27 protein-coding genes are annotated in these 26,577 nt (G+C 59.9%); 12 read left to right on the top strand and 15 right to left on the bottom strand.

What is annotated here, in order from left to right; all coding sequences use genetic code 11:
- Positions 1–483 precede the first annotated feature (483 nt).
- The 3 genes from purS to purL are packed head-to-tail and all read left to right on the top strand — an operon-like array spanning position 484 to position 3,845.
- Positions 484–738, top strand: a complete 255-nt coding sequence (gene purS / locus FEF26_RS07650) for a phosphoribosylformylglycinamidine synthase subunit PurS (RefSeq protein ID WP_138252948.1) — start codon at positions 484–486, stop codon at positions 736–738.
- 6 nt (positions 739–744) lie between these two features.
- On the top strand, positions 745–1,521 hold the full coding sequence (gene purQ, locus FEF26_RS07645) for a phosphoribosylformylglycinamidine synthase subunit PurQ (protein WP_138252947.1): 777 nt from the start codon (positions 745–747) through the stop codon (positions 1,519–1,521).
- Complete coding sequence (purL, locus tag FEF26_RS07640; protein WP_138252946.1) at positions 1,518–3,845, top strand: phosphoribosylformylglycinamidine synthase subunit PurL; 2,328 nt, start codon at positions 1,518–1,520, stop codon at positions 3,843–3,845. The genes purQ and purL overlap by 4 nt, the downstream gene beginning before the upstream one ends.
- Positions 3,846–3,881: 36 nt before the next feature.
- Here purL and FEF26_RS07635 read toward each other — a convergent pair whose 3' ends face one another.
- From FEF26_RS07635 to FEF26_RS07625, 3 genes are read right to left on the bottom strand one after another with little or no spacing between them, the layout of a single operon-like run.
- Positions 3,882–4,736 (bottom strand): aldo/keto reductase, encoded by an 855-nt coding sequence (locus FEF26_RS07635; RefSeq protein WP_138252945.1) that lies wholly within the window; start codon positions 4,734–4,736, stop codon positions 3,882–3,884.
- Between the two features lie 4 nt (positions 4,737–4,740).
- Complete coding sequence (locus FEF26_RS07630; RefSeq protein WP_138252944.1) at positions 4,741–5,973, bottom strand: cysteine desulfurase-like protein; 1,233 nt, start codon at positions 5,971–5,973, stop codon at positions 4,741–4,743.
- A gap of 12 nt (positions 5,974–5,985) precedes the next feature.
- Entirely contained in the window at positions 5,986–6,462 is a 477-nt protein-coding gene (locus FEF26_RS07625; protein ID WP_138252943.1) for a flavodoxin domain-containing protein, read from the bottom strand.
- 209 nt (positions 6,463–6,671) lie between these two features.
- On the opposite strand from FEF26_RS07625, the gene FEF26_RS07620 reads away from it, so the two are divergent.
- On the top strand, positions 6,672–7,589 hold the full coding sequence (locus tag FEF26_RS07620) for an ABC transporter ATP-binding protein (RefSeq protein WP_138252942.1): 918 nt from the start codon (positions 6,672–6,674) through the stop codon (positions 7,587–7,589).
- A complete protein-coding gene (locus tag FEF26_RS07615) occupies positions 7,586–8,725 on the top strand; it encodes an ABC transporter permease (RefSeq protein WP_138252941.1) in 1,140 nt (379 codons plus the stop codon). Before FEF26_RS07620 ends, FEF26_RS07615 begins: the two co-directional genes overlap by 4 nt.
- Before the next feature lie 2 nt (positions 8,726–8,727).
- Here the strand turns inward: FEF26_RS07615 and FEF26_RS07610 are convergent, their stop codons facing one another.
- From FEF26_RS07610 to FEF26_RS07570, 9 genes are all read right to left on the bottom strand, one after another.
- Positions 8,728–10,674: an NHL domain-containing thioredoxin family protein gene (locus tag FEF26_RS07610; RefSeq protein ID WP_138252940.1), complete on the bottom strand. Its 1,947-nt coding sequence runs from the start codon at positions 10,672–10,674 to the stop codon at positions 8,728–8,730.
- Between the two features lie 88 nt (positions 10,675–10,762).
- Positions 10,763–12,835, bottom strand: a complete 2,073-nt coding sequence (locus FEF26_RS07605; RefSeq protein ID WP_138252939.1) for a bifunctional copper resistance protein CopD/cytochrome c oxidase assembly protein — start codon at positions 12,833–12,835, stop codon at positions 10,763–10,765.
- Positions 12,816–13,013 (bottom strand): hypothetical protein, encoded by a 198-nt coding sequence (locus tag FEF26_RS07600; protein WP_138252938.1) that lies wholly within the window; start codon positions 13,011–13,013, stop codon positions 12,816–12,818. Before FEF26_RS07600 ends, FEF26_RS07605 begins: the two co-directional genes overlap by 20 nt.
- Before the next feature lie 146 nt (positions 13,014–13,159).
- On the bottom strand, positions 13,160–13,444 hold the full coding sequence (locus FEF26_RS07595) for an HU family DNA-binding protein (RefSeq protein WP_138252937.1): 285 nt from the start codon (positions 13,442–13,444) through the stop codon (positions 13,160–13,162).
- Between the two features lie 239 nt (positions 13,445–13,683).
- Positions 13,684–13,989 (bottom strand): 30S ribosomal protein S14, encoded by a 306-nt coding sequence (gene rpsN / locus FEF26_RS07590; protein ID WP_119901835.1) that lies wholly within the window; start codon positions 13,987–13,989, stop codon positions 13,684–13,686.
- 2 nt (positions 13,990–13,991) lie between these two features.
- Positions 13,992–14,159 carry a 50S ribosomal protein L33 gene (gene rpmG / locus FEF26_RS07585; RefSeq protein WP_022872124.1) on the bottom strand — a complete coding sequence of 56 codons (168 nt, stop codon included), beginning with the start codon at positions 14,157–14,159 and terminating at the stop codon, positions 13,992–13,994.
- The gene (rpmB, locus tag FEF26_RS07580) at positions 14,159–14,395 is read right to left on the bottom strand and encodes a 50S ribosomal protein L28 (protein ID WP_138252936.1); all 237 of its coding nucleotides are present in this window, start codon (positions 14,393–14,395) and stop codon (positions 14,159–14,161) included. Before rpmB ends, rpmG begins: the two co-directional genes overlap by 1 nt.
- A 264-nt stretch (positions 14,396–14,659) precedes the next feature.
- Entirely contained in the window at positions 14,660–15,001 is a 342-nt protein-coding gene (locus FEF26_RS07575) for a potassium channel family protein (RefSeq protein WP_138252935.1), read from the bottom strand.
- A gap of 439 nt (positions 15,002–15,440) precedes the next feature.
- Complete coding sequence (locus FEF26_RS07570) at positions 15,441–16,817, bottom strand: FAD-dependent oxidoreductase (RefSeq protein WP_138252934.1); 1,377 nt, start codon at positions 16,815–16,817, stop codon at positions 15,441–15,443.
- A 304-nt stretch (positions 16,818–17,121) separates the two neighbouring features.
- Between FEF26_RS07570 and pstS the strand changes: the two genes are divergently transcribed.
- The 5 genes from pstS (at position 17,122) to FEF26_RS07545 (ending at position 21,836) form a co-directional block, all read left to right on the top strand.
- Entirely contained in the window at positions 17,122–18,255 is a 1,134-nt protein-coding gene (gene pstS, locus FEF26_RS07565; RefSeq protein WP_138252933.1) for a phosphate ABC transporter substrate-binding protein PstS, read from the top strand.
- Between the two features lie 239 nt (positions 18,256–18,494).
- Entirely contained in the window at positions 18,495–19,388 is an 894-nt protein-coding gene (gene pstC / locus FEF26_RS07560; protein ID WP_138252932.1) for a phosphate ABC transporter permease subunit PstC, read from the top strand.
- A gap of 119 nt (positions 19,389–19,507) precedes the next feature.
- Entirely contained in the window at positions 19,508–20,596 is a 1,089-nt protein-coding gene (gene pstA / locus FEF26_RS07555; RefSeq protein ID WP_138252953.1) for a phosphate ABC transporter permease PstA, read from the top strand.
- A gap of 38 nt (positions 20,597–20,634) precedes the next feature.
- Positions 20,635–21,414, top strand: coding sequence for a phosphate ABC transporter ATP-binding protein PstB (gene pstB, locus FEF26_RS07550; RefSeq protein WP_138252931.1), 780 nt, complete (start codon positions 20,635–20,637; stop codon positions 21,412–21,414).
- A complete protein-coding gene (locus FEF26_RS07545; protein WP_341805142.1) occupies positions 21,411–21,836 on the top strand; it encodes an arsenate-mycothiol transferase ArsC in 426 nt (141 codons plus the stop codon). Before pstB ends, FEF26_RS07545 begins: the two co-directional genes overlap by 4 nt.
- Positions 21,837–21,873: 37 nt before the next feature.
- Here the strand turns inward: FEF26_RS07545 and FEF26_RS07540 are convergent, their stop codons facing one another.
- Genes FEF26_RS07540 through FEF26_RS07530 form a run of 3 tightly spaced genes read right to left on the bottom strand, consistent with a single transcriptional unit; the run spans position 21,874 to position 24,817 of the window.
- The gene (locus tag FEF26_RS07540) at positions 21,874–22,395 is read right to left on the bottom strand and encodes a DUF3830 family protein (RefSeq protein WP_138252930.1); all 522 of its coding nucleotides are present in this window, start codon (positions 22,393–22,395) and stop codon (positions 21,874–21,876) included.
- A 2-nt stretch (positions 22,396–22,397) separates the two neighbouring features.
- Complete coding sequence (locus FEF26_RS07535) at positions 22,398–23,819, bottom strand: amidase (protein ID WP_138252929.1); 1,422 nt, start codon at positions 23,817–23,819, stop codon at positions 22,398–22,400.
- The gene (locus FEF26_RS07530; protein ID WP_138252928.1) at positions 23,816–24,817 is read right to left on the bottom strand and encodes a D-2-hydroxyacid dehydrogenase; all 1,002 of its coding nucleotides are present in this window, start codon (positions 24,815–24,817) and stop codon (positions 23,816–23,818) included. Before FEF26_RS07530 ends, FEF26_RS07535 begins: the two co-directional genes overlap by 4 nt.
- An 80-nt stretch (positions 24,818–24,897) precedes the next feature.
- On the opposite strand from FEF26_RS07530, the gene FEF26_RS07525 reads away from it, so the two are divergent.
- A complete protein-coding gene (locus tag FEF26_RS07525; protein ID WP_208012869.1) occupies positions 24,898–25,788 on the top strand; it encodes a maleate cis-trans isomerase family protein in 891 nt (296 codons plus the stop codon).
- Positions 25,785–26,555: a maleate cis-trans isomerase family protein gene (locus FEF26_RS07520; protein WP_138252927.1), complete on the top strand. Its 771-nt coding sequence runs from the start codon at positions 25,785–25,787 to the stop codon at positions 26,553–26,555. Before FEF26_RS07525 ends, FEF26_RS07520 begins: the two co-directional genes overlap by 4 nt.
- Positions 26,556–26,577: the final 22 nt, after the last annotated feature.

The raw sequence follows: 26,577 nt of genomic DNA, 5'->3' as shown, positions 1-26,577 counted from the left end.
TGCCCGGAGCACCGGGCGCTAGTGCGACTCTCATAACTCGTGGACCGAAATTAGGGGGTCATGCCACGGTCTCCCCCTCCAGTCGCACGCCGATCGCCGTGAGCTGCGCAGCTTCTTCGTAAAAGACGATCTCACTGTTTGTTGTCTCTGCTGACATCACTCATTTCCCTTCTTTGTCCAACGACTCCCCCATACAAGCCCGTACCGCTATCGCTCACCCGCACGCCGAGGGATCCCAGCACCGCGCCAGTCACGGCGTCGAGCGCACGGCGGATCGAACGGCGCTGCCACAAGGCCTCCGCTTGGTCTACCACCAGGTTCCTCCCCTCCTGTTCACTTGTCAGGTTGGTGTGGGGTTTTCAGGTGTCTATAGAAAGCTGAAGACTCAATAACCCCCTGAAAACCGGCTGGAGGCGCGCACACGGCGCTCCCAGGTAGGATTGTGAGCTGGTCCATTCCGAACATCAGCCCCAGGAGACATACGTGCCTACGATCGTCGTCGAGGTCATGCCCAAGCCTGAGATCCTCGATCCGCAGGGCAAGGCCATCGCCAACGCACTCCCCCACCTTGGATTCACTGGTTTCTCCAGTGTGCGCCAAGGCAAACGGTTCGAACTCACCGTCGACGGTGAAGTCACCGAGGAGCTTCTAGAATCGGCCCGCACGGCGGCAGCTGAGATGCTCTCCAACCCGGTGATCGAGGACGTCGTCTCCGTCACCGTAGCTGAGGACCTGTAACCGCACATGACCGCAGAAACTCCCCTCATCGGCGATCACACCGCTCCTGAAACCTCTCCGCTTGCCGGTGCTCGCATCGGCGTCGTCACCTTCCCCGGCACGCTCGATGACCGCGACGCCGCCCGGGCTGTCCGTCTAGGTGGGGGGACCCCCGTCCCGCTATGGCACGCCGAGGATGCCCTGCATGGGGTGGATGCCGTCATCCTTCCCGGTGGGTTTAGCTACGGCGACTATCTGCGCGCCGGCGCGATCGCTCGCTTCGCACCAGTGATGAACACGATCATCACCGAGGCTGGCGCAGTCGCCGGTTCACCTCTACCTGTACTGGGCATCTGCAATGGCTTCCAGATCCTCACTGAAGCTCACCTGCTGCCCGGCTCGATGATCAAGAATGACCACCTCAAGTTCACCTGCCGCGACCAGGTGCTACGGGTTGAGAACACCGAGACTGCATGGACCTCGCAGTTCACCCAGAATGAGCTCATCACCGTGCCCATGAAGAACCAGGACGGGCAGTACGTCGTCGACGACGCCACCCTCCACGCTTTGGAAGACCAGGGCCGGGTAGTTTTCCGTTACGTGGGCGCATCTCCCAATGGCTCGAAGAATGACATTGCTGGAGTGACCAATGAGCGCGGCAACGTGGTGGGCCTGATGCCGCATCCGGAGCACGCTGTGGAAGCCGGTTACGGTCCGGACGACGCCACTGGGCTCCGCGACGGAACAGACGGGTTGACGATTTTCACCTCCGTGGTCTCGTCACTGACAGGGGGAAATGCGTGAGCGATTTCAACATTGACACAGTAGAAAACGCCGGGAACACTCCGGATACCGAACTGCCGTGGGCCGAGCTCGGGCTGAAAGCGGATGAGTACGAACGCATCCTCGATATCCTCGGTCGGCGCCCCACTGCCGCAGAGCTCGCAATGTACTCGGTGATGTGGTCTGAGCACTGCTCGTACAAATCGTCAAAGGTTCACCTGCGTCAGTTCGGCGACAAAGTCACCGAAGAGATGAAAAAAGACCTCATGGTGGGAATCGGCGAAAACGCTGGAGTCACGGACCTCGGCGATGGTTGGGCGGTGACATTTAAGATCGAGTCACATAACCACCCCAGCTATGTGGAGCCCTATCAGGGCGCTGCGACTGGCATAGGCGGGATTGTCCGCGACATCATCTCTATGGGTGCCCGTCCGGTGGCGGTGATGGACCCGCTTCGCTTTGGCGATATTGACCATCCGGACACTCAGCGTGTGCTTCCCGGAGTGGTTGCCGGAATCGGCGGTTACGGCAACTCACTGGGGCTTCCCAATATTGGCGGTGAGGTGGTCTTCGATTCCGTCTACCAACAGAACCCGCTGGTCAATGCCCTAGCTGTGGGCGTGATGAAGCACGAGGATCTCCGCCTGGCCAACGCCTCCGGGGTCGGCAATAAAGTTGTGCTCTTCGGGGCGCGCACCGGCGGTGACGGCATCGGTGGCGCATCCGTTCTGGCTTCTGAGTCATTCGACGACACCAAACCCTCTAAGCGCCCGGCCGTTCAGGTTGGCGACCCCTTCGCTGAGAAGGTACTCATTGAGTGCTGCCTGGAGCTGTTCCACAACAATTTGGTCGAGGGCATCCAAGACCTCGGCGCAGCCGGCATCAGCTGCGCCACATCAGAGCTGGCCTCCAATGGTGAGGGCGGCATGCATGTGGAACTGACGGACGTGCTCCTACGCGACCCCACTCTGACACCTGGCGAGATCCTCATGTCGGAGTCCCAGGAACGCATGATGGCAGTCGTGACACCAGAAAACGCTGAAGCGTTCGAAGCCGTCATGTCCACATGGGGTGTTGAGTTCTCTTGGCTTGGTGAGGTGACGGACACCGGACGACTCATTATTGAATGGGACGGCGAGACGATTGTCGACGTCGACCCACGCACTGTCGCCCACGACGGTCCCGTCTACGAGCGCCCTTACCACCGGCCAACCTGGCAGGATACGCTCCAGGCAGATACCTTCCGCTCCTCAGAAGCCGGACAGGGTCTTCCCGCTACAGCTGAAGACCTCGGCGAAGCAGTACTAGAGCTGATGTCGAGTCCGAATATGGCTGACAAGTCTTGGGTCACTGACCAGTTCGATCGGTTCGTGGGCGGCAACACCGCGCTGTCCCAGCCCGACGATTCCGGTGTCATACGAGTAGATGAGGAAACCGGCCTCGGTGTGGGGTTGGCGACAGACTGCAATGATCGCTACGCCTACCTGGACCCCTATACAGGTGCACAGCTAGCTCTGGCGGAGGCCTATCGCAACGTAGCAACTGCCGGAGCAGTACCCCTGGCCGTCAGCGATTGCCTGAACTTCGGCTCTCCGGAAGACCCAGAAGTCATGTGGCAGTTCGCCGAAGCTGTTCGTGGTCTAGCCGATGCCTGCATGGAACTCGGCATCCCGGTGACCGGCGGTAACGTGAGCCTCTACAACCAGACCGCTGGACGGGCCATCCACCCGACTCCAGTAGTCGGAGTACTGGGCAAGTTCGACGACGTCTCACGGCGCACACCATCTGGCTTCCAGAGGTGGGCTGACGGTCAGGCGATCTACCTGCTGGGCACCACGCGCGATGAACTCGACGGTTCTGAGTTCGCCCGTCAGCGAGGCCACCTCGGCGGAATGCCACCTGCGTTGGACCTCAACGCGGAGAAGGTTCTCGGCGAGATCCTCATCAACGCTTCGCGCGATGGGATGATCGACGCCGCCCACGACCTCTCAGAAGGAGGGCTAGCTGCCGCCTTGGCTGAGATGAGTTTGCGCTTCGGTGTGGGGTCCCGCACCTCGGTGCATGAACTCTGTGAGCGGGACGGCTTGGACCCTTTCACCGCGCTGTTCAGTGAGTCACAGGGACGCGTCTTGGTCTCGCTGCCACGCTCGGAGGAACTGCGCTTCACCGATATGACCACCGCACGTGGATTCCCCGCGCTGCGCTTGGGAGTAGTAGACGCCGAGTCCGGGGGCATTGAAGTCGCAGGACCGTTCTCTGACGGGAGCTTCGGCATCGGCCTCGACGAGCTCAAAGAGGCTTGGAGCTCAGTCATTCCTTCGAAGTTCGGTCGTGTTGAGGCCTAGCTCAGTCCTGCTGACCTGGCCCACTCACGCGTCGTCTCAGAACTCTTCGTAGACCGCCGGGTCTTGCCCTTTCAAACGACCGTCGGACCGGGCGAGGGATGAGATTCGGTCAACCTGCTCTTGGGTAAGAGCGAAGTCGAAGAGGTTCAGGTTCTCGCGTTGGCGCTGCGGGTCGGCCGACTTGGGGATGGGGATCGTTCCGCGTTGGATGTGCCAGCGCAGCAGAGTCTGCACCAAGCTGCGATTCACTTCGCTGGCCACCTCAGCCACAATAGGTTCCTGCTGTAGTGCAGAATGTCGGCCTACCGGGCTCCAGGCCTCAACAGCTATTCCCAGCTCTTGATTCGCCTCAATGGCATCCGCCTGAGGGAACCACGGGTGAATCTCCAATTGGTTGACGCTTGGGAGCACTCCGGTCTCCTGCTGCAGCTTCTCCAGATGTTCGGTGAGGAAATTGCTGACACCAATGGAGCGCACCAGACCACGTTCGCGTAGTTCAATAAGTGCTCTCCAAGCTTCCACGTACTTTCCCTGCTTGGGATTGGGCCAGTGGATCAGGCAGAGGTCAAAGTAGTCCAGGCCTGCCCTGAAAAGTGACTCTTCCACTGCCACGATGGCCTGATCACGCTCGTGGTAGCGCCCAGGCAGCTTGGTGGTGACCCGAAGATCTTCCCGGTCCACACCGGCTGCTGAGATCCCGGCGCCGACTGAACCTTCATTCTCGTAGTTGTATGCCGAGTCGAGCAGTCTATAGCCGGACTCGATTGCTGACTTCACTGCCTCAGCACCGACTCGTCCGCGCAGCCGGTAGGTGCCGAGACCGAGAATCGGAAGAGTCGTTCCGTCGTTCAGCGTGGTGGATTCTACGGTGGTGTGTGGGGTCTCCGACATGTGTTTAGCTCCTTCTAGGGGCAATCGACACTGTTGAAATGAGCGCATCGAGGAGGCGGTCGACTTCGCCCTCGCTGGTGTAGGGAGCCACACCGAGACGCAGGCCTGCGTCGTCCTCTACTCGGAGTCTGTTGAATGTCTCATAGGCGTAGAAGGAACCTGCGGGTGCGTGAATGTCTGCGTGGTGGAGTTCGCGGGAGATCTCTTGGGAGCCCCTACCAGGGAAACTGAGGAACAAGGTCGGAGTCCGGTCCGCTGCGGTTGAGTGCACTAGGGCTCTACCATCCAGTTCGCGCTCGACAGTGCTCAGGATGCGGGCAGCGAGCCGGTGCTCGTGTTCACCAATGAGGTGATGGGCACGATTGAGCATGTCTCGTCTACTACCGCCGTCGGATTCGGAGCCAACGCCGGCGATGAAGTCCACCGCAGCTGTAGCCCCAGCCATGATCTCGTACGGAAGGGTGCCAAACTCAAAGCGTTCCGGCACGGCATTCGGAGACGGGAGCAGCTTGTCGGGTGTCATGGACTCCAGCAGCTGGGGTGCAGCGGCAAGGACAGCGCAGTGCGGTCCCATGAACTTGTACGGGGAGCACACAAAGAAGTCAGCACCGAGCTCGGAGAGATCCACCAACCGGTGTGCGGTGTAGTGCACTCCATCCACATACACAAGCGCCCCAACACTGTGAGCGGCCTCCGCAATGGCAGCAACATCGGGGACCGTGCCAATGAGGTTGGACGCCGCGGTCACCGCGACCAGCCGGGTGCGCGCGTTGATGGTGGTGCTAAGGCTCGAGGTGTCCAGTTCACCGGTCTTGGGGTCAAGGTCAATCCACTGCACCGTGGCGCCGGTGCGTTCTGCTGCCTGAACCCAGGGGCGCACATTGGAATCATGATCGAGCCGGGTCACCACCACTTCATCGCCGGGGCCCCAATCCCTAGACAGGTGCCGGGAGAAGTCGTAGGTGAGCTGGGTGGCGCTGCGTCCGTAGACAATGCCCCGAGGATCAGCGGCCAGCAGATCAGCGAAGGCACCGCGGAACTCACTCACCACCCGCTCGGCGTTCAACTCAGAAACAGATTGGGTGCCTCTATTGGATAGCGGCGCAGTCAGGGTAGCGGCGATAGCATCGCCCACCGGACGCGGAGTCTGAGTACCCCCGGGCGCATCGAAGAATGCGACTCCGGCGTCCAGAGACGGAAAGTGACTGCGCAGACTCGCAACGTCGAACGCTGGCATGGAGGCCAATGCTCAGTTAACGCCGTAGGCCAGTAGTCCGTTGGCCCAGTCTTCGATGGCGGGCCAGTCCCTGAAGTCCGCATCGCTGGGGGCCTTGACCACTCTGAGCTGGAGCTTCTCGAAGAAGCTCATCTTGGCCTCGTCCATTGCACCCTGGAAATAGGTGACTTCACGGTGGGGGTACTTTTTGAGCTGGTCAACGAGTTTGGGGTCCAGTACAGGACCTCCGCCCACGGCGAAGAGAAAGAGCGGTTTTCCTGCCAACTCCGTCCGGTTAGCCTCGAGGAAGAGGGAACCTTCACTCATGAGTTTCTGCCGATACACCGGAATCCCGACCACCACGTTGTCTGTCTCGTAGAGCCACTTGTCCGCCTCGCTAACGTCTTTGACGTGCGCTTTCACCCCTCGGGCGGACAGTATCGAGGCGATTCGCTCGCCAATCTCAGCAGTGGAGCCGTGCTTGCTCGCGACGACGACCATAGTGGTCATAGGTTCACGCGCCTTTCGCCAATATGCCTTGGGTGTCGAAGGTATGTGACTGAGCCTATCCAATTCTGCCCTCTGAGGAGTACCCGAGCGCAAGGATGATGATTCGAATACCTCCTGAGGATGATGTTCACCGCGTTGGAGCGTCGCTAGGGTGACATCGACACAGAAACTTCATGAGGCTCACACAACTAAAGGGGCGATCCCACCGCATGCTGGAGTTGCAAGATATTTGCCGATCCTTTTCAGGAAAGCAGGTCCTCCACGATGTCAGCCTGAGCGCCGAGAGAGGCAAGCTGACTGGCTTCGTTGGTGGCAACGGAGCAGGTAAGACCACCACGATGCGCATCATCTTGGGCGTCCTGGCTGCCGATTCGGGCCACATGCGGCTCGACGGTGCAGAACTGGGATCCCAAGCTCGGTCCCGGTTCGGCTACATGCCATCCGAGCGTGGCCTTTACCCCAAAATGAAAGTAGCCGAGCAGATCACCTACCTGGCTAGGCTTCACGGCTACAGCAAGTCCGAGGCCACGACCCGCGCCGTGGACCTGCTCACCCAGCTGGGCCTCAGCGAACGGCTCAAGGACCCGTTGGAGGCCCTTTCCCTGGGCAATCAGCAGCGAGTGCAGATCGCCGCCAGCTTGGTGCATGAGCCGGATGTGCTCATCTTGGACGAGCCTTTCTCCGGTCTGGACCCCTTCGCTGTTGACTTGGTGCTCAACGTGCTCACGGAGAAAGCAGCCTCCGGTGCTGTGGTGCTGTTCAGTTCGCATCAGTTGGACGTTGTCGAGCGACTCTGCGATGACCTCATCATCATTGGAGACGGCAAGATCCTGGCAGCAGGCGACCGTGAAGATTTACGACGCCGCCACGGGACACTGCGCTATGAACTCGCCTCTGATGCGGACCTCAGCTGGGTCCAGAACCATTCCGGCATCCGCACCGATGAGGCTACCGAGAACAGGGTCATCTTCCGCGCGGAAGAGTCCGCTGCCCAGCAACTACTCCAAGATGCTGTCCAACGCGGCCCCGTGACACGCTTCGTGCCGGTGCTGCCCACCCTGAGTGAAATCTTCCGCGACTTCACCAATGACTCTGCCCCCACGCTGCCACAGGAGGCCACCCGATGAGCACCGCCACTGTGCAGGAACCTACCGCTTCCTCTAAGACCCGTCTGAGCACTGCCGCCGCCACCCGCCTAGTGGCCCTCCGTGAAATCAGCACGCAGGTTCGCTCCAAGTCGTTCATCATTTCTACTTTGATCACAGTCGTCATCATTGTGGGAGGAATCGTCGCCACCGGCTTCTTCGGAGGAGGCGACGACGAGGACCAGATTCCCGTGGTGACCACAGGAATCAGCCAGGACGCCGAACAGCAGGTGGAACAGTCAGGGTTCAGCCTCACCTCAGCCGACTCCATGCAGGAAGCAGAACAGCTGCTTCGCGACGGCGAGGTGGAAGCTATCATCACTGAAGACCAAGACTCCCCAATTGGAGTCCACCTGATCGGCCTGGATGAGGCTCCGGTCAGCGCCGCGCAACAACTCTCAGTCACACCGACGGTTGAGGTTCTTGAAACCGACGGTGCTGACTCGATGATGCGTTACTTCGCCGCGCTAGGCTTCGGACTGATTTTCATGTTCGTCGCTATGGGATCCGGCGTGATGATCATGCAGAACACCATTCAGGAAAAACAGAACCGGATCGTCGAGATCCTGCTTTCAGCCATCCCGGCCCGCGCCCTGTTGGCGGGCAAGATCCTCGGCAACTCGGTGGTGGCTCTCCTGCAAGCCCTCATCATGGGTGGCTCCGCAGCGCTGGGCCTTGCTCTTTCAGGTCAGTTGGCCTTCCTGCAGATGCTCTCCTGGCCCATGCTGTGGTTCGTTCTGTTCTTCATCCCGGGCTTCGTGTTGATCGCCAGTGTCTTCGCAGCTTCGGCTTCGCTGGTATCGCGCCAGGAGGACTCCGGCAGCGTGATGACCCCGGCCATGATGCTGGTCATGGTCCCCTACTTTGTGGTGCTGATTTTCTTAGACAATGAGTTCGCGATGACCTTGACGTCCTACATCCCCTTCACCGCACCGGTGTCGATGTCTGTGCGACTTTTCGACGACGCCGCCGAGTGGTTCGAACCCATTGTCTCCATGGGACTGCTGGTCCTCACCACTGCTCTGGTGATGGCCCTGGCCGCGAAGATCTACAGTCGGTCTCTGTTGAAGATGGGTCAGCGCGTGAAGCTCTCAGCCGCGTTCACCTCGAACGACTGAGGCTATTTCACTCCCCGGAGGTCCAAAGTGAGCTCCTGATCTCCGGTGTCGTCGAGTACCACTGGAATACCCCAATCCTGCTGGTACAGGTGGCAGGCTGCATGCATGGGGATTTCTTCCCCTGGGTCACCGTCGCAGGCTGCTGCACGGGCAGTGATGTGCAGAACACCTTCGGTGACATCAGGGTTCAGCTGCAGGGTGCGACTCAGACCTTCCGTTGTTCCGCCCCCGGAGGTGATGAGCTCAGTGGGGGTGGCGGAGACCTGCAGCTGCGTGGGGTCTCCCCATCGGTAATCCAGCTTCTGACCCGTGGGGGCTTGGAAACTGACGCTAAGGCCGAACTCCCCGGATGCCACCGGGGTGCGTGGACGCTGAGTCTGGGTCGCTCCCTCATCGATGGTCAGGTACTCCTCAGGCACTGCGATCCGAACAAGCTGGTGGGCGTTGGTCTCAACCACCAGGATGGTCGTGCCATCGGTGTCCAGCAGCACATCTGAAGGCTCCTTGAGCCCCCGGGCGACGGTGGACACCGCGGCGGGAACAATAGTGCCGTCTGCGGCGGTGTGCTCGGCCTTGTAACGCCGAATCGCGCCGTTGTAGGTATCTGCCACCAGGATGGACCCGTCAGGAAGGCTCGTGACGCCCAGCGGGTGCTGTAGACGTGCTTGGGCAGGTTGACCATCGCGGAAACCGAAGTCGAAAAGGCCTTCTCCGATGAGAGTCTCCACTTCAGGGGCGCCCCGGTTGGCGGAGGTGCGGAGGACTCTCAGGGCCGAGGTCTCAGAATCGGCGATCCAGAGGTCTCCGTTGGAGTCTTCGGCGAGGCCCGAAGTCTGTGCGAACCAGGCTTCTGCTGGCGGCCCGTCGGTCAACCCTTCAAGTCCAGTGCCGGCGTAGACCGAGAGTTCGCCGGTAGCTGGGTCGAAGCGAAAGATCTGATGGGTGCCTGCCATAGCGACCACAACACTGTCCAAGTTCTCCGACCACAGCACGTCCCAAGGGGAAGAAAGCGAGATCTCGAGCGCATCGGTCCCGAGTGACCCGATAACCTGCGTGGCGCGTGTGCGTTCGGCGTCAAGGAGTCGTTGCACGCCGTTGCCGGCCAACGTGGTGACTGCTCCAGTGGCGACGTTGATACCGCGAAGCCTGTGGTTGACCGTATCTGCAACGACTACGTCGTAGCCGACCTGCTCGGCAAGCTTCTCAGGGAGGATCGTGACACCCTGCGGCTCATTGAAATGGGCCGTTGTTGCTGCCCCGTCGGCGTAGCCCTTCTCCCCTGAACCCCATACGTCGATGACTGTTTCAAGGTCAGAGCCCAGGTGCAGGATCCGGTGGTGCCCTGTGTCAACCACCAGAAAGCCCTCCGTTGATCCGTTGAGGGCCCGGCTGACAGGAAGTGCCTTACCGGGGAAACGCAGAGTGCGTGAGACTGGTTCAGGCGCCACGTAGGGACCATCGCCACGATGCAGAGTGCCTTTCGCCTCATGTTCTGCGACCAGTTCATCCACCAGCGAGGACAGTCCTGCCACGTGCCCTTCACCGGAGAGCGAGGCGGCAATGTAACCTTCTGGGTCTACTACAACCAAGGTGGGCCATGCTCTCGCGGAGTAGGCCTGCCAGGTGATCAGTTCCGGGTCATCGAGCACTGGGTGTTCAATCTCGTAACGCTCAACGGCAGCAGCCAAGGCATCGGGATCGGCCTCATGCTCAAACTTCGGGGAGTGCACTCCGACAGTGACCAAGACATCTGCATATTTCTCTTCCAACGGCCTCAGCTCATCCAGCACGTGCAAGCAGTTGATGCAGCAGAAGGTCCAGAAGTCTAGGATGATGATTTTCCCGCGCAGCTGCTCGAGGCTGAGCTGTTTGCCGCCGGTGTTGAGCCAGTTACGGCCAAGCAGCTCAGATGCGCGCACTCGGCTGGTGCGTCGAATCGTCTCTGTCATGCGTGGTTTCCTCCGGACGAGGTCAGGATGTCGGTGTCTGTTGAGTCAACCAGTCGCAGAACCGTTCTGTTCCGCGTATGACTCTGTATTACCGGCGGGGCGCAGTATCCTGCTCGGACATCTCCTCGAACATCTGGTTATAGGCCTCAAGCTCGGCGTGGTCGGTGCGCTCAGCCTCTCTATCAAGCCGTTTCATCTCCCGGGTATCGTCCTTAGCCCATTGGATGCAGACGATCACCCCCAATATCACCGCTGGAATCTCACCAAGGCCCCACATCAACTCACTTCCGGTGTGCTGATCGTCGATGGCCGGGAACCAGCCATGCCCCATGTTGCCGAACCACTCTGGTTGGATCAGTTGGTCCGTCGACATCAGCGCCACGGCGAAGAAAGCGTGGAAGACCATGGTCGCGAGCAGAATGATCACGCGTGCGAAGTGGGGCGGTCGTGACGGCAGAGGGTCCCGTCCAATGAGCACGAGCGCAAAGATGTACCCGGTGAGCAGGAAGTGCACTGTCATGAAGATGTGACCCAGGTGATACTCCAGCGACAGTCCGAAGATCGGCGTGTAGTAGAACAGCAGAATAGAGCCTGCGAAGTTCACCGCAGCCACGATCGGGTGGGTCAGTATCTTCGACCACGTGGAGTGCACGAGCCAGAGAATCCATTCCCGTGCACCCCGTGTGCCGTCACTGCGGACGGGCAGTGCACGCATGGCGAGAGTCACGGGAGAACCCATGACCAGGAAGATGGGGGCGACCATGGTCAGCGTCATGTGCTGGATCATGTGCCCCGAGAAGGTGACCATGCCGTAGACAGCAGGACCCCCGGACGTGATCCACATCAGCACGGCTAGGCCGAATAGCCAGGAGACCGCACGCATCACCGGCCATGTGATCCCGCGCGAGCGGACGTTGACGGTGGCGCGCACGTACCAGATGGCGAGGAAGAGGATGATGGCGATCCAGAGCCAGTCCATACGCCACAGGGTGAAGAAGTTCATCAGGCTGGGCTCGGGCGGCAGGTCATAGCCGGTCAGTAACCTGGCGGGTGTGGCGTCGGGGGGAAGATCATCCGGTACTGGCGGCGGTGTGCGGCCAAGGATCGCGCTGATTCCGATGACTGTCGTCATCAGTGCGATCTCGACGATGATCAGCTGCCACAGGAGGCGGGTTGATGAGAGAATGCGCGGAATGATCCACCGCCTGTGGGCGAACCCGATACCGGCCAAGGCCACTGTGGCCACGGTTTTCAGGACGAGCAGTCGTCCGTAGTCGGTGCCCAACAGCTGATCGAGGTTCTCTACTCGCAGCTCCGCGTTGATGACACCAGAGGCGGCAACAGTGATGAGCGCTAGGCCCGCCAATAGTGAGTATCGCCGAAGTACGGTCCCGAGGACTTCCGGTCCACCTTGATCTCTGGAGCTGAGAGTTCGTGCGGTCTCGGCGATCTGTGGCGCGAGCAGGGCCAGGACGATGAGCCCGCCTACCCAGACGACGACTCCTAGAAGATGCAGACCAAGTGAGTTGACGGCCGCGGTGTGATCATCTCCCGATGCAGAGTGGCCCACCATGGCCATCGGCACAATCGCGCTCAGGCCCAAGACTGCGATGAACCCCACCCCAGCCGGTTGGCGGACCGCGGCCAGAAGGGTGGCACACAGGCCAGCGATGAGCACGATTGTCAGCCAGGCTTGGCCGGTTGAAATATTCAGTGTGTAGTCAAAGAACCCTTCTGAGAATCCCTGATCAGCTGAAATGGGGAGCCCTGCCAAAGAGGAAAACGTGAGTACTAGGACCGCAATCGCCGCCACTGTCCACACGACCGACGCGGCCATGGCTATCTGCATCGTGCGGGTGTAGAGAGGGTGTTCTTGGCCCGCTTGCCTGTCCTGCCTGTTTCTGGGCCCCGTTCGGAAGGGAATGGCCACGGTGGCCAGAATGGCGGCAGCCACAGTTGTTGACATGGCGATGTGGTGGATATAACGCGCTGTGGGAAGTCCCCACCTGGTGAGCAGGCCCGGGTCGGAGATTGCACCCACTTGCCCTATGCCGGTAGCTATACCCGCCACGATCAGCGCTATGAGGCCCGCTGAGAGCGCCGCTGCGGCCAGGGGCAGCGGAGCGGCCCAGGTCCGCCGCTCAGCGATTCTCGTAGTCATCCGGTGGTTCTTGCTCGCCACGCCACTGCTCAGACTGTCGGAGTTTCTTCCACATCAAGATCAACACAAGAGCGACGACGATGAACGCACCGCCTGCGAAGACTATCGGTGCCCATCCCGGAGCATCCACCTCAAGGTCGGGCTGAACGAGCAGCTGCTGTATGCGGAACCATGACATAGGACAAATTCTACAAGTTGTCGAAAACACCGACGACCCCCTGCCTCGGCTGAGGCTAGGGGGTCGTCGACTATGAAGTTTTGAGCTGAGCATACGATGACGCTCGCTCAGTGCAGCTCATGGAACTGCAATGGTAAGCCTTGGGCTCATTTGCCGGTTGCGGCAGCCTTCAGCTTGGACCCTGCGGAGAGCTTCACGGAGTAACCGGCGGGGATCTGGATGGTCTCGCCGGTCTGTGGGTTGCGGCCGGTGCGCGCGGCGCGCTCAGTGCGCTCCACGGACAGCCAACCTGGGATGGAGACCTTCTCGCCCTTGGAGACCTGCTCGGTGAAGACCTCGAAGACGGAATCAAGCACGCCGTTGACGGCTGCCTGGGAGTTACCGGACTTCTCTGCGACTGCTGCAACGAGCTCGCTACGGTTCAGTGCCATGTGTTTGTCCTCCTGGACTGATTTGTTCCTGTCCCTTGAGGCCGAACTTCCGCGTCATTCTGCGGATCTGCGGCCGCGTAAGGGCTTTCAGTGTGGCAACTTACCACGCACAAGCCCTGAACTGGGCATGAAACGGCAGTTTTACAGCGTGTTCCCAGGAGTTTCGCCTGTCAGCGTACGAAAAAGCGGGGCCTTCCCGAAGGAAGACCCCGCAAATTCTTGAGTTCAGCGTGTGCTGGTTACCAGGAGCTCTTCGTGATACCCGGAAGCTCACCACGGTGAGCCATATCGCGGAACCGGATACGGGAAATTCCGAACTTCTGGAAAGTACCGCGGGGACGACCATCGATGGCATCGCGGTTACGCACACGGATCGGGGATGCGTCGCGGGGCAGCTTCTGCAGGCCCACTCGCGCGGCCTCGCGGTCCTCATCAGAGGCTTTGGGATCAACGAGCGTCTTCTTCAACTGGGCACGCTTTTCGGCGTAGCGCTCGACGATGACCTTACGCTTTTCGTTCTTTACGATCTTGGAGGTCTTGGCCATGATCAGCGCTCCTCTCGGAAGTCGACGTGCTTGCGGACGACCGGGTCGTACTTCTTCAGCACGATGCGGTCAGGGTTGTTTCGGCGGTTCTTGCGCGTCACGTAGGTGAAACCCGTGCCGGCAGTCGACTTCAGCTTGATGATCGGACGTACGTCCTTGTCTTTTGCCATTAGAGCTTCTCACCCCGCTTCAGCATATCGGCGACGACCGCGTCAATGCCGCGCACGTCGATAGTTTTGATGCCCTTAACCGAGAGGTTCAGGGTGACTTTGCGTCCCAGCGAAGGAACCCAGTAGGTCTTCTTCTGGATGTTGGGGTCGAACCGGCGCTTGGTACGGCGGTGCGAGTGGGAGATCTGGTTGCCGAATTGCGGCACCACTCCCGTCACTTGGCAACGTGCTGCCATGATCACTCCTCTTGAGTTTCTGTACGTAGATGCTGTTTGAAGGCCCACTGGTGTGAACCGTTTCACTGACACCGGTACGAGGACGACCAGGCTGGGTGAGATCCAACCGAAGTTGCCTACGGACACGCGGGAACCACGTGGACGGTGCAAAGTTTGGCGGCGCTTGAACTGTTTCCGGCGCTGCACCCTGTGAGAAGGCGCAACTCAGCCAAGCAGACAACGCTCCATGATACGCAGAACTCGTCAGTGCCGCAATCTGACTGATCAGTTATCCGGCGTGGAACCGTCCTTTGGACCACCTGGCGTGTCGGCGGCGTCGTCCCGTTTTGTCCCAACGGTCTCCTCCACCCTCTCGACAAACCAACTGGCCAGTGTTGCGGTGATAGTGCCCAACAGCCCCAGCCCGCAGATCATGAGTACGGCGGCGATACCGCGGCCGAGCCCGGTCACCGGGTAGTAGTCGCCATAGCCCACGGTGGTGATGGTGACCATGGACCACCACATAGCGTCGCCGAAACTGGTGCTGTTCGCACCCGGAGCATTCTGCTCGGCGTCGAGCATGGCGAGCGAGGCCATCACCACCATGAGAAGTGAGGTAAAGGCCACATAGAGGATGACTTTTCCTCAGTGCTGTGCTGTGCCGGCCGAGCGTTGCAGAACTGAGACTGCGGTGATGAGTCTCAGCAGCCTCAGGGGCCTCAGAGCGGGGAGAAGAACAATGGCCAGTTCGTGCAGATGCCTCACGAACCATCGCTTGGTGTGGGGAACAAGTACGAGTGTCACCACATTGTCCACTGCAAAGAGGACCCAGACGATATTGATGACCCAGAAGGGCCAGGTGACTTGGGATTCCCGAAGATCACCACATACGAATAGACTCCAAGAAAAGCAACTGCAACAAGGACCATGGGCCACTCAGTGAGGCGAGTCCACCTCTCATAGGCCGCCCGGTTATTCCATACCCTCATTCACTAACCGTAGCCGCAGGGGCCCGCGGTGGACACTATTGAGACGGCTCTTCTTCTGACATGAGGAGGGAAGCTGCTCAGTGACCTCTCCGCCCGTGCTCTACACCGGTCGGGACACCGATGACAGCCGGTTCGAGACCGTTGTCCGTACAGGGTTCCTCTGCGAGCTCATCTGGAGTCTCCGCGTGCTCTGGATCAGCAACGCTGCAGACCCCAGTTTCGGGCAGCTGAAGATCGATTGGCTCGGCGTCGTTTCCTGCCAAGTGCGCAGCGATAGAGCGCACTTGCTCATATCCTGTGGCCAGGAGGAAGGTGGGCGCTCTTCCATAGGACTTCATACCAGCGAGGAAAAACCCATCCTCAGGGTGTGCGAGCACCTCCGTTCCGTGTGCCTTCACGGTCCCGCAGGAGTGGAACTCAGGATCGATGAGAGGTGCTAGCCGGGATGGCGACTCCACACCAGGATCCAAGTCCAGCCGCAGTTCACGCAGCATCTCCAGATCTGGTCGGAAGCCGGTAGCAGCGGCCACAGCATCGACGTTGATCATCCGGCCATCACTGAATTCCACGACGACGCCTCCGGATTCCGCTTCTGATAGTCGGCGGACGGCCGCAGACGTCATCACCTGGATGTGACCGGCCTCGACGAGTCGGCGCAACCGCTCCCCCAGTGCACCACGTTCGGGTAGGCCATCGCGGTCACCACCGCCGAAGCTGCGCTCGGCGCTCTCACCACGAACGGCCCACACCACCTGGGTCTGCGTGTCTTCCCGCTTCAGCGCCGTGAGGTTCAGGAGCGTATTGGTGGCACTATGTCCCGCGCCGACCACCAGCACGCGCTTGCCAGCCGCACGATTGTGCTCCGCGCCGAGGACATCGGGCAGTGCTCCCGTCAGGTACTGACCTAAAGCAGGATCCTCTTCTCCCAGCGCGGGGAGTCCTGAAGCTCCCATCGGGTTGGGTTGTGACCATGTGCCGGAAGCATCGATCACAGCCCGAGCGTGCAGGTCAGATGCTGTGCCGTCTGCCTCCACGCGCACCGTGTAGGCAGTACCCTGCCTCGCCGCAGTGTGGGTTTTGTCCCTATCACCACGACTTACGCCTGTGACTTGCGTTTGGAACCTGATCTTGTCCTTCAACACGGTGCTAAACGCCAGCGGAAACAGATATTCACTGACGAGCTGTTCTCCAGTGGGCAGCCTTGTGGGGCTAGGGGCATTCCACCCGGTGGGCTCAAGGAGTCGGCGGCAGGCGTCGTCGATATTGAACCGCCACGGTGAGAACAGCTTGATGTGACCCCAGTTGTGAATGGCGGCGCCTGGCTGATCACCGGCTTCGAGTACGAGTGGGTCGAGCCCCTGCTCCACCAGGTGGGCGGCGGCTGCCAAACCCACAGGGCCTGCGCCAATCACGATCACGGGAAGTTCGTTGACAGTGTGTGCACTACTCGCCATCAGGTCCGCCATTCATTGATACATTTCGATATATACCAGTAGCTTGTGGCGTAAATCGAAGAATGTCAATGTATCGTCCCAAATACGCCGTACGGCAACAAGCGCGGGAACTAAACTCTTTAGCCTTCAGCTGTTCACCCTGCGTTCACTCCCACAGCAACTTTCTGTCACCTGGCCTCCCTAGCGTGACACTCGGCCGCGCGACCATGTCCGAATTCATGCGCGTGAGCCTTACGAGCCACAGCAGTTTGCAACGCGGCGTATCTTCGATAGCGCTGATGACAAATCCTCAGAGAGGGACAACGTGAAGCTAGCAAGTTTCGGTCGCGCAGCGGCCGTCCTATCCGTCGCATCCTTGGCACTTGTTGCCTGCGGCGAGGCCAACAACCCGGGCGCTGAGAACGGCGATGGCAACGGCAATGGGGAGGCCAACGGGGGCGCCGAGACCAGTGAGGTGCAGGGCACCCTGGTCGGAGGCGGCGCGTCCTCCCAAGAGGCAGCCATGACCGCCTGGACGAACGGTTTTACTTCTGTAGCGCCTGAGGCGCAGGTCAACTACGCGTCAGTAGGCTCTGGAGCCGGGCGCGACGGCTTCCTCGGCGGAGAGTACGACTGGGCCGGCTCCGACTCAGCCATGGACGATGATGAGTGGGAGCAGTCCAAGGAGATTTGCGGGCCTGATGGGGCATTCCATATTCCCGCGTACATCTCTCCTATTGCTGTCGCGTTCAACGTTGAGGGCATCGACGACACCCTCAACCTCGACGGCGATACTATCGGGAGCATTTTCGCTGGGGAGATCACCACTTGGGACGACGAAGCCATCGCCGAACACAACGAAGACGTCGACCTGCCCGACACGCCTATCACTGTTGTTCACCGCGCCGATGACTCCGGCACCACCGACAACTTCACCGAATACCTCGAGGCGGCTGCAAGCACCTGGGAATGGGAAGCCAGCGATGCATGGCCAGCAGACATCTCCGCTGAATCCGCACAGCAGAACTCTGGTGTGGTTGACCTGACTTCGCAGACCAATGGCGCGATCACCTACGCAGATGCTTCCCAAATCGGTGGATTGAACTCGGTAGCAGTGTGGGTTGGCAACGACTATGTTGAACACAACGCCGAAGCGGCATCGCAGGCAGTAGCCTCCTCAACTCCGGTCGAAGGCCAGGCATCGAACAACATGGCTGTCGAGCTTGACCGCGATACGGAGGAAGAAGGCGCCTACCCGATCGTCCTGGCCGCATACAACATCTTCTGTAACGAATATCCGGACCAGGAGACCGCGGACCTTGCAGTCGCATTTGCTGAGTACCTCGTCTCTGAAGATGGACAGCAAACCGCTGAATCCGCCGCAGGCAACGCTCCGATGTCAGAGGACCTCCGCAATACCGCGATGGACGCCATCTCTGAAATCACTGTCGCCGAGTAGCAGCGACCCTCTTCCGAACGCCTGGCGGATACCGAGACTAAAGACCGTGCTTCGTGCCGCTCTCCAGAACTCGGTATCCGCCAGAACCACACTTCTGACCATCACACGCACACGTATCGAGGCAGGGAGCCCCCGTGACCAGTCCTGGTGAGTCTCACTCCCCAGCTAAGGCGACAGAACCATCCAACCGCCAAGAGCCCTCTCACAACGCACTGACGACCTCAGACTCCGGTGGAGTCATGGGCGACAGAGTATTCTCCGGGCTTGCGCTCCTCGCCGGTGTGGCAATCCTCATCACCCTGGCTTTCGTCGCCATCTTCCTAAGCTTCAACTCAGTGGGCGCCGTATACCGCGAAGAGGAAGGGCTCATTCTTCGGCAGTTCCTGGAGTACGCCTACCCATTGGTCATCGGCACGCTCATAGCCTCGCTGATTGCCCTAGTGCTGGCGACTCCAGTGGCGGTGGGAGTGGCACTCTACATCTCACACTTCTCCCCGCCCAGGTTGAGCAAATCCATTGGTTACCTGATTGACCTGCTTGCTGCGATTCCTTCTGTGGTCTACGGCGCCTGGGGAATGAGCTTTCTGGGACCCGCGCTCGTCCCCGTTTACGGCTGGCTCCACCAGCACCTCGGATTCATTCCCCTATTTGCAGGTAACCCCTCACAGACAGGGCGGACCATCTTTACAGCAGGCGTTGTGCTGGGAGTCATGATTCTTCCGATCATCACCTCAGTCTGCCGAGAGATCTTTATCCAGACACCGAAGCTCCATGAAGAGGCAGCCTTGGCACTTGGGGCGACGAGATGGGAAATGATCACCATGGCGGTCTTCCCTTTCGCCCGGGCCGGCATCATCTCGGGCGTCATGCTGGGTCTGGGCCGAGCTCTTGGAGAAACGATGGCGGTGGCACTGGTGCTTTCGCCCGGTCTGCTCACGGCATCGCTCATCTCCTCCGGCAACAGCACTATCCCTGCGGAAATAGCTCTCGGATTCCCCGAAGCGCCCCCAGGATCTGAACGGCAGGCACAGCTCATCGCGATCGGTTTGGTGCTGTTTGTGATCACCCTGATCGTCAACATGACAGCCCGCTGGATCGTCAACCGTCACAAAGACTTCTCTGGAGCTAACTGATGAGCCAGACACAGCAACAACTAACGTCAGCATCGGTCGAGGGACCAGCTGGGCCGGCGAGGCAAAACGACTTTGACCCTTCCTCCATCCTCCGACCAACCTCCTTGACGCAGAACCGAATGCCATGGTGGACCGGTCTGGCCGTCCTCGCTGTCTCTGCACTGTTCGGAGCAGCGCTGAGTTCCCTTATCTCATTCAATTTTGCACTGTGGTTCGTGTTCACTGCAGTTCTCTATGTAATGATCAGTTATGCCGTCACCCGAGCCAAGGTGAACCGACGCCAAGCCAGAGACAAGATGTGGAAGAACCTGGTGTATTTGGCTTTCATCATCGCTCTTCTTCCCTTGTTTTCCGTCATATGGTCAGTGACATCCATCGGAATTCCTGGACTTCTGGAACCTGGTTTCCTTGCATCCGACATGCAGGGAATCGACGGAACAACTGACCAACGTAGTCAGGAAGAGGGGGCACCAGTACTGGGGGGAATCCGGCACGCTCTGGTGGGATCACTTCTCATAACTCTCACCGCAACGTTCATTTCTGTACCAATCGGACTCATGACATCCATTTACTTGGTTGAGTATGCTCGTGGAGGCAAACTCTCCCGGGCGATTACCTTCTTTGTGGACGTAATGACAGGTATCCCTTCCATTGTGGCGGGACTTTTCGGCGCAGCAGCCATGGGGTGGTTCTTGGGCGTAGGGAACAGCCTGGGCCTTCCTCTGCCAAGCCGATCCACTATGGGCATTACCGCCGCCATTGCTCTCTCTGTCCTCATGATCCCCGTTGTGGTCCGAACCACCGAGGAGATGCTCCGTGTGGTCCCGAATGAGCTTCGCGAAGCATCCTACGCTCTGGGAGTGCGCAAATGGCGGACGATCCTCAAAGTGGTGATCCCGACCGCAATTTCCGGAATCGCCGCAGGCGTTACTCTCGCAATCGCCCGTGTCATCGGTGAGACAGCACCCATCCTGGTCACGGCTGGATTCGTCGTCAGCAATAACTGGAATCTGTTCCAAGGGTGGATGACGGCACTACCGGTGTATATCTTCCGACAGTTTCAGAACCCGACGTCACCAAACTTTTCAGACCCGTCGCATCAGCGGGCATGGGCAGCTGCACTTGTCCTCATCATCATTGTCATGGGCCTCAACCTCACCGCACGCATTATCGCGACTATCTTCGCGCCGAAGAAGACCGGCCGCTGACAACCCAACGGAACCTCACGAAAGATTGAGCTTAAGCCATGTCTAAGAGCATCACCGCCAAAGATCTCAATGTGTATTACGGAGATTTTCTCGCCGTCGAAGGCGTCAATATCGAAATCGCGGCACGTTCTGTCACGGCCTTCATCGGTCCGTCTGGCTGTGGAAAGACAACGTTTCTGCGGAGCCTCAACCGTATGCATGAGGTTCTTCCAGGGGCGCGCGTCGAGGGCCAGCTGCTTCTCGACGATGACGACATTTACGGACCCGGCGTTGACCCCGTGACCGTACGCTCCATGGTTGGCATGGTCTTCCAACGTCCCAACCCATTCCCCACAATGAGCATTCGGGACAACGTGCTCGCCGGATACCGACTCAACGGGGCGAGAATGTCCAAGTCCCAGGCAGACGGCATCGTCGAAGGCGCTCTGCGGGGAGCAAACCTGTGGAATGAGGTGAAGGACCGTCTCGACAAACCAGGTTCCGGTCTTTCAGGAGGACAGCAGCAGCGCCTGTGCATTGCCAGGACTGTGGCGGTGAAGCCTGAGGTGATCCTCATGGACGAACCCTGTTCTGCTCTCGATCCGATCTCCACTCTCGCCATCGAAGACCTCATCTCTGAGCTGCAAAAGGAATACACGATCGTGATCGTGACGCACAATATGCAGCAAGCAGCCCGAGTGAGCCAGAAGACCGCATTCTTCAACATTGCTGGCACCGGAAAGCCCGGCAAGATGATCGAGTACGCGGAGACATCAACAATCTTCAACAATCCAACAAACCAGCAAACGGAACGCTATGTATCCGGCAAGTTCGGATGATGTCTGTCCCTTCTTCCGGTGTGCTGTTCGTCTGCGTGAAGAACGGCGGGAAGTCTCAGATGGCCGCCGGCCTGTTGCGCAAGGAATTGCAGGAAGCCGGAAAGCTCGACGCCGTGACCGTCACCTCAGTGGGAACCCAGGCTGGAAAGCAGGTCAATCCGCTCTCAGCTGCTGTGCTGAGCGATGTGGGCGTTGACATCTCTGACCAGTCGCCGACCCAGTTGACGGAGGAAGCGATGCGCTCAGCCGGCCACGTGATTGTGATCGGCGCTGAAGCTCAGGTTCCGGGGCTGGACGGCGTCACTGTAGAACGCTGGGAAACAGTGGAACCGTCTGAGCAAGGGGTTGAAGGGCATGAGCGCATGGTGATGATTCGCGAGGATCTCTCTGCGCGGATCCGTGAACTCGCATCGCGCCTGTGAGCCGAACTGGCCCTTTACCGTTTAGCCGGTTGATGGGTCAGTCTTCGTGGGACCGGGCGAAGGTCAACGTCTCTCCCCGCGCACCGTCCATCCAGATGGATTGACAAGCCTCTGCCAAATCCTCTAGACCCTCAACGATCGTGCCGAATACGTTTCCGGGGATCCAGCCCTGGTCACCGTTGATCAGCAGATTGTTCCTGCCGTAGAACACCGCCAGGTCAATAATCGGCTTGGCTTGAGTCGGCTCCTCAGCGCGCACATCTGCGCCTGAGTCATACCCGTAGGCGGGGTTGCCCAGGTCATCGGAATCGAAGGCGAAGTAACACAGGTCCCCCGGTATCGGCGTCACGGTTGTATTCTCCTTTCCGGGCTCTTGCGCGGCGAAGGCCTCAACGAGGTGATAGATCTCATTGCGTGCGTACTTGCCGTGATAGACCTGTCCTGATTGCGGCAGCGCGTCCCATACGGCCGCACAGGTGCGGGGGGCGGCATCGTCGAGCAGTTTGGCCAGGCACGTCACGCCCCGCTTTTCTAGCGTGACCGTAATGTATCTGGCCACGCTTAAGCCGTTCCCTGCCCCGCGGGTACAGATACCGGGCGGGAGAACTTCTCCCCTGATGCCTTCTCATATGCTCGAGCGGCACGCAGTACAAGCTGATCCTGCGTTCGGGCAGCCACGATCTGAAGTCCTACGGGAAGCCCGTTGTCGGCCACCCCGCACGGCACAGAAGCCGCAGGCTGCTGGGTCATGTTGAACGGGTAGGTGTAGGGCGTCCAGGAGGTCCATAGGTCTGACTTCCACCCCTCGGGAGCCTGGCGGGTGCGGTCGAAAGCGGTGATAGGCATCGTCGGAGTCACCAGAAGGTCATAATTCTGGTGAAAGGCTCCCATCAGCACTCCCAGTTCCATCCGCACAGCGGTGGCGTCAAGGTAGTCCTGTGCGGTGGCGTCGGCGTACTGCTCTATTCCTTCCCGGAGGCCCGGGTCCACTTTGGCCAGCGCCTCCGGCCCGTAGGCCGCAACCACCTTGGCGGCACCGGTGAACCACAGCACGTGGAAGGCCTCCACCGGGTCCGCAAACCCCGGATCGACCTCCTCGACAACCGCGCCCATGGCCTCAAGCTCCCCCACTGCCTGCCGCACCAGTCGATCGATGTCCGGGGCGTTCTCTCCGAATCCGAGAGTCGGTGAATAAGCGATCCGCAGGCCAGCAATTCCGTCCTCCAGCCCGTCTGTAAACGATCCGGCAGGGGTGGGCAGCGCAGCCCAGTCCCGTGAATCGAAGCCTGAGACGATGTCCATCAACATGGCGGCGTCCGCCACAGTCCTAGTCATCGGTCCGGCGTGTGCCAGGGTTCCGAACGGCGAGGCGGGGAACATCGGCACTGTTCCGAACGTCGGCTTCAGCGCTACTGTGCCCGTGAATGCCGCGGGGATCCGGACCGAGCCGCCTGCATCGGTACCCACCGACCAAGCCCCCATGCCCGCTCCGACTGCAGCTGAGGAGCCTCCGGACGAGCCGCCGGCCGTGGTGGCGGGGTCCCAGGGGTTTCCGGTGGCACCGTACCGCTCACTGTCCGTGGTGCCCTTCCAGGCGAACTCCGGGGTGGTGACTTTGCCTAGCAGCACCGCACCGGTCTCACGGAGCCGGGCTACGCAGGGGGCGTCAGCGTCCCATGGGCCGGCGTCGTCAATAAGGGTCGACCCGCGCAGGGTAGGCCAGCCTGCTGTGATGAACATGTCTTTGATAGAGGTCGGTACGCCGTCGCCAATGCCCAAGGTCTCACCAGCCTTCCACCGGGCGGCTGACGCTTCAGCAGAGGAGATGGCGGACTCACGGTCCACCAGCACAAAGGCGTTAAGATCACCGTCGCACTCGTCGATACGTCTCAGGGCGGACTCCGTGGCGTCCACGGGTGTGAAACTACCCGCGGCGTAGCCCTCGAGCAGTTCGGCGGCAGTCAGCTCAACCAGATCCCTCATGATGCGCTCCTCTTTCCTGGGACGTATCCCTTGTCTTTGTCAACCACGTTGACCAAGTCTTTTCCATCCAACCATCGTTGAGCGTTATCGATGAACAGCTCAGCCAAGGAGTCACGCCACCCGTGGACGTCTCCTGACATATGGGCTGCGATCATTACGTTCTCCAGGCCCCAGAGGTCGGAATCTTGGGGCAGAGGCTCTTCATCGAAGACATCCAATGACGCGAACCCCAGCGGCCCGTCATGCAGTGCAGCCACCAGCGCTTGCTGGTCCACCGAGGCTCCACGCCCAATATTGATCAGATGCGCTCCGGGCTTCATCGCAGCTAAGGTTGTGGCACCTATGAGACCGGTTGTAGCGGGGGTCAGTGGGGCGGCGTTGACGATGATGTCGTAATCACCGATGTGCTCTTCGAGAGTTTCTGAGGGCACGACGACGCCGAAGTCCTCGTCGTTCTCGCGTTCTGTGCGGCCTGCCCCAGTCACTTCGATACCCACTGCGCTGAGCAGGCGCGCGATTTCGCGACCGATGGCACCTGTGCCGATCACCATGGCTCGGGAACCTTGTACGCGTTTGGTCTCCCGGTGGTCCCAGGTTTTGGTGGTTTTGAGGCGGTAGTTTCCAGCGAAATCTTTGGCTTCTGCCAGAACTGCTCCGAGGACCCACTCCGCGATGGGTCGGTCGAAAATGCCCTGCGCATTGGTCACCATCACATCTGAGTCGTTCAGCTCATCGAAGAGCAGCTTGTCCACCCCGGCAGCGGCGACATGGATCCATTTCAAGCGGTCCGCTGACGGCCATGCCTTTTGCAGGGCACCGGAGAAGAAGTCCCAGAGGAAGAGCGCGTCCGACCCCGCGATGTCCTCGACAATGTGGTCGGCGTCGGTAAGGCGGATATCTGCCCTGTCGGAAATCTGCTCAAGTCCGGGGGGTTCGTGAGCCGGAGAATCCGGGTCGGAGGGGCGAAGAACTGTGATGACCGGACGAGACTCTGACATGGGTGCTACATTAGGAACTCAATCTGCAGATTGTCAACAATCCTGCAGTGATCGTTGTCGCCGTCATTCAAGGGGTATACATGACACCGGCACACCAACCTCAACAGTCTCCACTGGCGGTTCCCATGGGCGTCGTCGTGCCCTATGACATGGCTTTGGACCGTGAGCTGCGGCAGTTCTCCCGGGACACTTTTGGGTTCGACCAGCTTGACCTGCTGTTCACCCGAACGCCGTTCGAACCCCTGGCTGTCACTGTGCAGCAGGCTCGCGAGATTTCCCGCCCAGAATTGATTACCGCTGCGGTGCAGGCCGTGTCAGCGACTGACCCTTCTGGGTACGTGTACGGCTGCACATCCGGCAGTTTTGTCCGAGGTCTGGCTGGTGAACGTCGGTTGTTGCACGCCATAGCCGAAGCCGGCAGGAAAGCAGCATCAGATGCGGCCTACGCGGTGGAGTCAGCGCATGTCTACCCACAGGAGCACCCCGTTCCTGTGCGTAAGCGGACTCCGAGCGCGGTGACAACTTCAGGAGCTCTCCTAGAGGCCGTTCACGCTCTGGGGATCACTACAATCGCCGCTGCAACTCCTTATGACGAGGCTATTGGGGCACTGTTTGGCCAGTTTTTTGCCGAGGCTGGGGTCAAGCTAGTGCACACGGCCAATCTTGGGCTCACTGGTCGCATTTGGACCGTGCCCTGGCAGACCACGTACGACCTGGTTCGGCGTGCGGATTCCGATGACGCTGAAGCGGTCGTGGTCTCCTGCACAAATCTGCCGACGTATGAAATTCTCGACCAGCTGGAGCAGGATCTCGGCAAACCAGTGATCTCGGCTAACCAGGCGACCATCTGGGCTGCACTCAGACGTGCTCAACGGGACTACTTCGGACCCGGGTCAGCACTCCGGGCGTGTGCGAACGTGACCCCAGAACCAGTTGACACAGCGGACCGGGAAGGAGCGCCTCCGGTATGAGCGACGCAGTAACGGTCGGCATTCTCTATCCGGGCCACGCGGCAGAGGATGATTACCCTGCCCTTGAAGCCAGGTTGAGGGACGACGCCGCCAGCGCGTCTGTGAGGCTGCCCGTCACTATTACGACCATCGGCGTGGACGAACACACACCTGAAGCTCTGTTCGAAACGGGCTCACACGCCCGGTTGAGTGAGGGAGCTGAACGACTGCTGGCCGAACACGAGGTCGATTCGGTGATGTGGGCCTGCACATCAGGCAGTTTCGTCTACGGGTGGCACGGCGCACATCGACAGGTGGACCAATTGGCTGAAGCGACTGGACGGCCCGTCTCATCAACGTCGCTGGCCTTTGCCCGGGCCGTGGACACACTCGGAGTGCAACGGGTGGCCGTGGCCGCCTCCTACCCAGAGACTCTCGCTGCACATTTTCAAGAATTCCTTCGTGCCGGTGGCATCGAAGTGGTGAACTTCCAAGCCCAAGGAGTGTTCACCGCCGCCGCGGTAGGCCACATGGCCCGTGAGGATCTCCTCGCGATGATCCGAAACGTGGATCTGCCACAAGCCCAGGCAATACTCGTTCCGGATACCGCTATGCACTCGCTTGCATGGGTAGCGGACCTTGAACAATCACTGGGTAAACCCGTACTCACGGCCAACCAGGTCACCATATGGGAGGGTATGCGAATCGCTGGAGTGGAACAGCCCACGCTGCCGGGACTGGGATCACTTTTCGACCCGTTGAACGCAGCGCAGCCGCGGGCCGTCTAGAATCGATTGTCAACAATCCATC

The sequence above is a fragment of the Nesterenkonia salmonea genome, from assembly GCF_005771525.1.
GTDB lineage: Bacteria > Actinomycetota > Actinomycetes > Actinomycetales > Micrococcaceae > Nesterenkonia > Nesterenkonia salmonea.
Note: the sequence above shows the minus strand (reverse complement) of the source record. Positions and strands in the feature narration are given on the sequence as shown.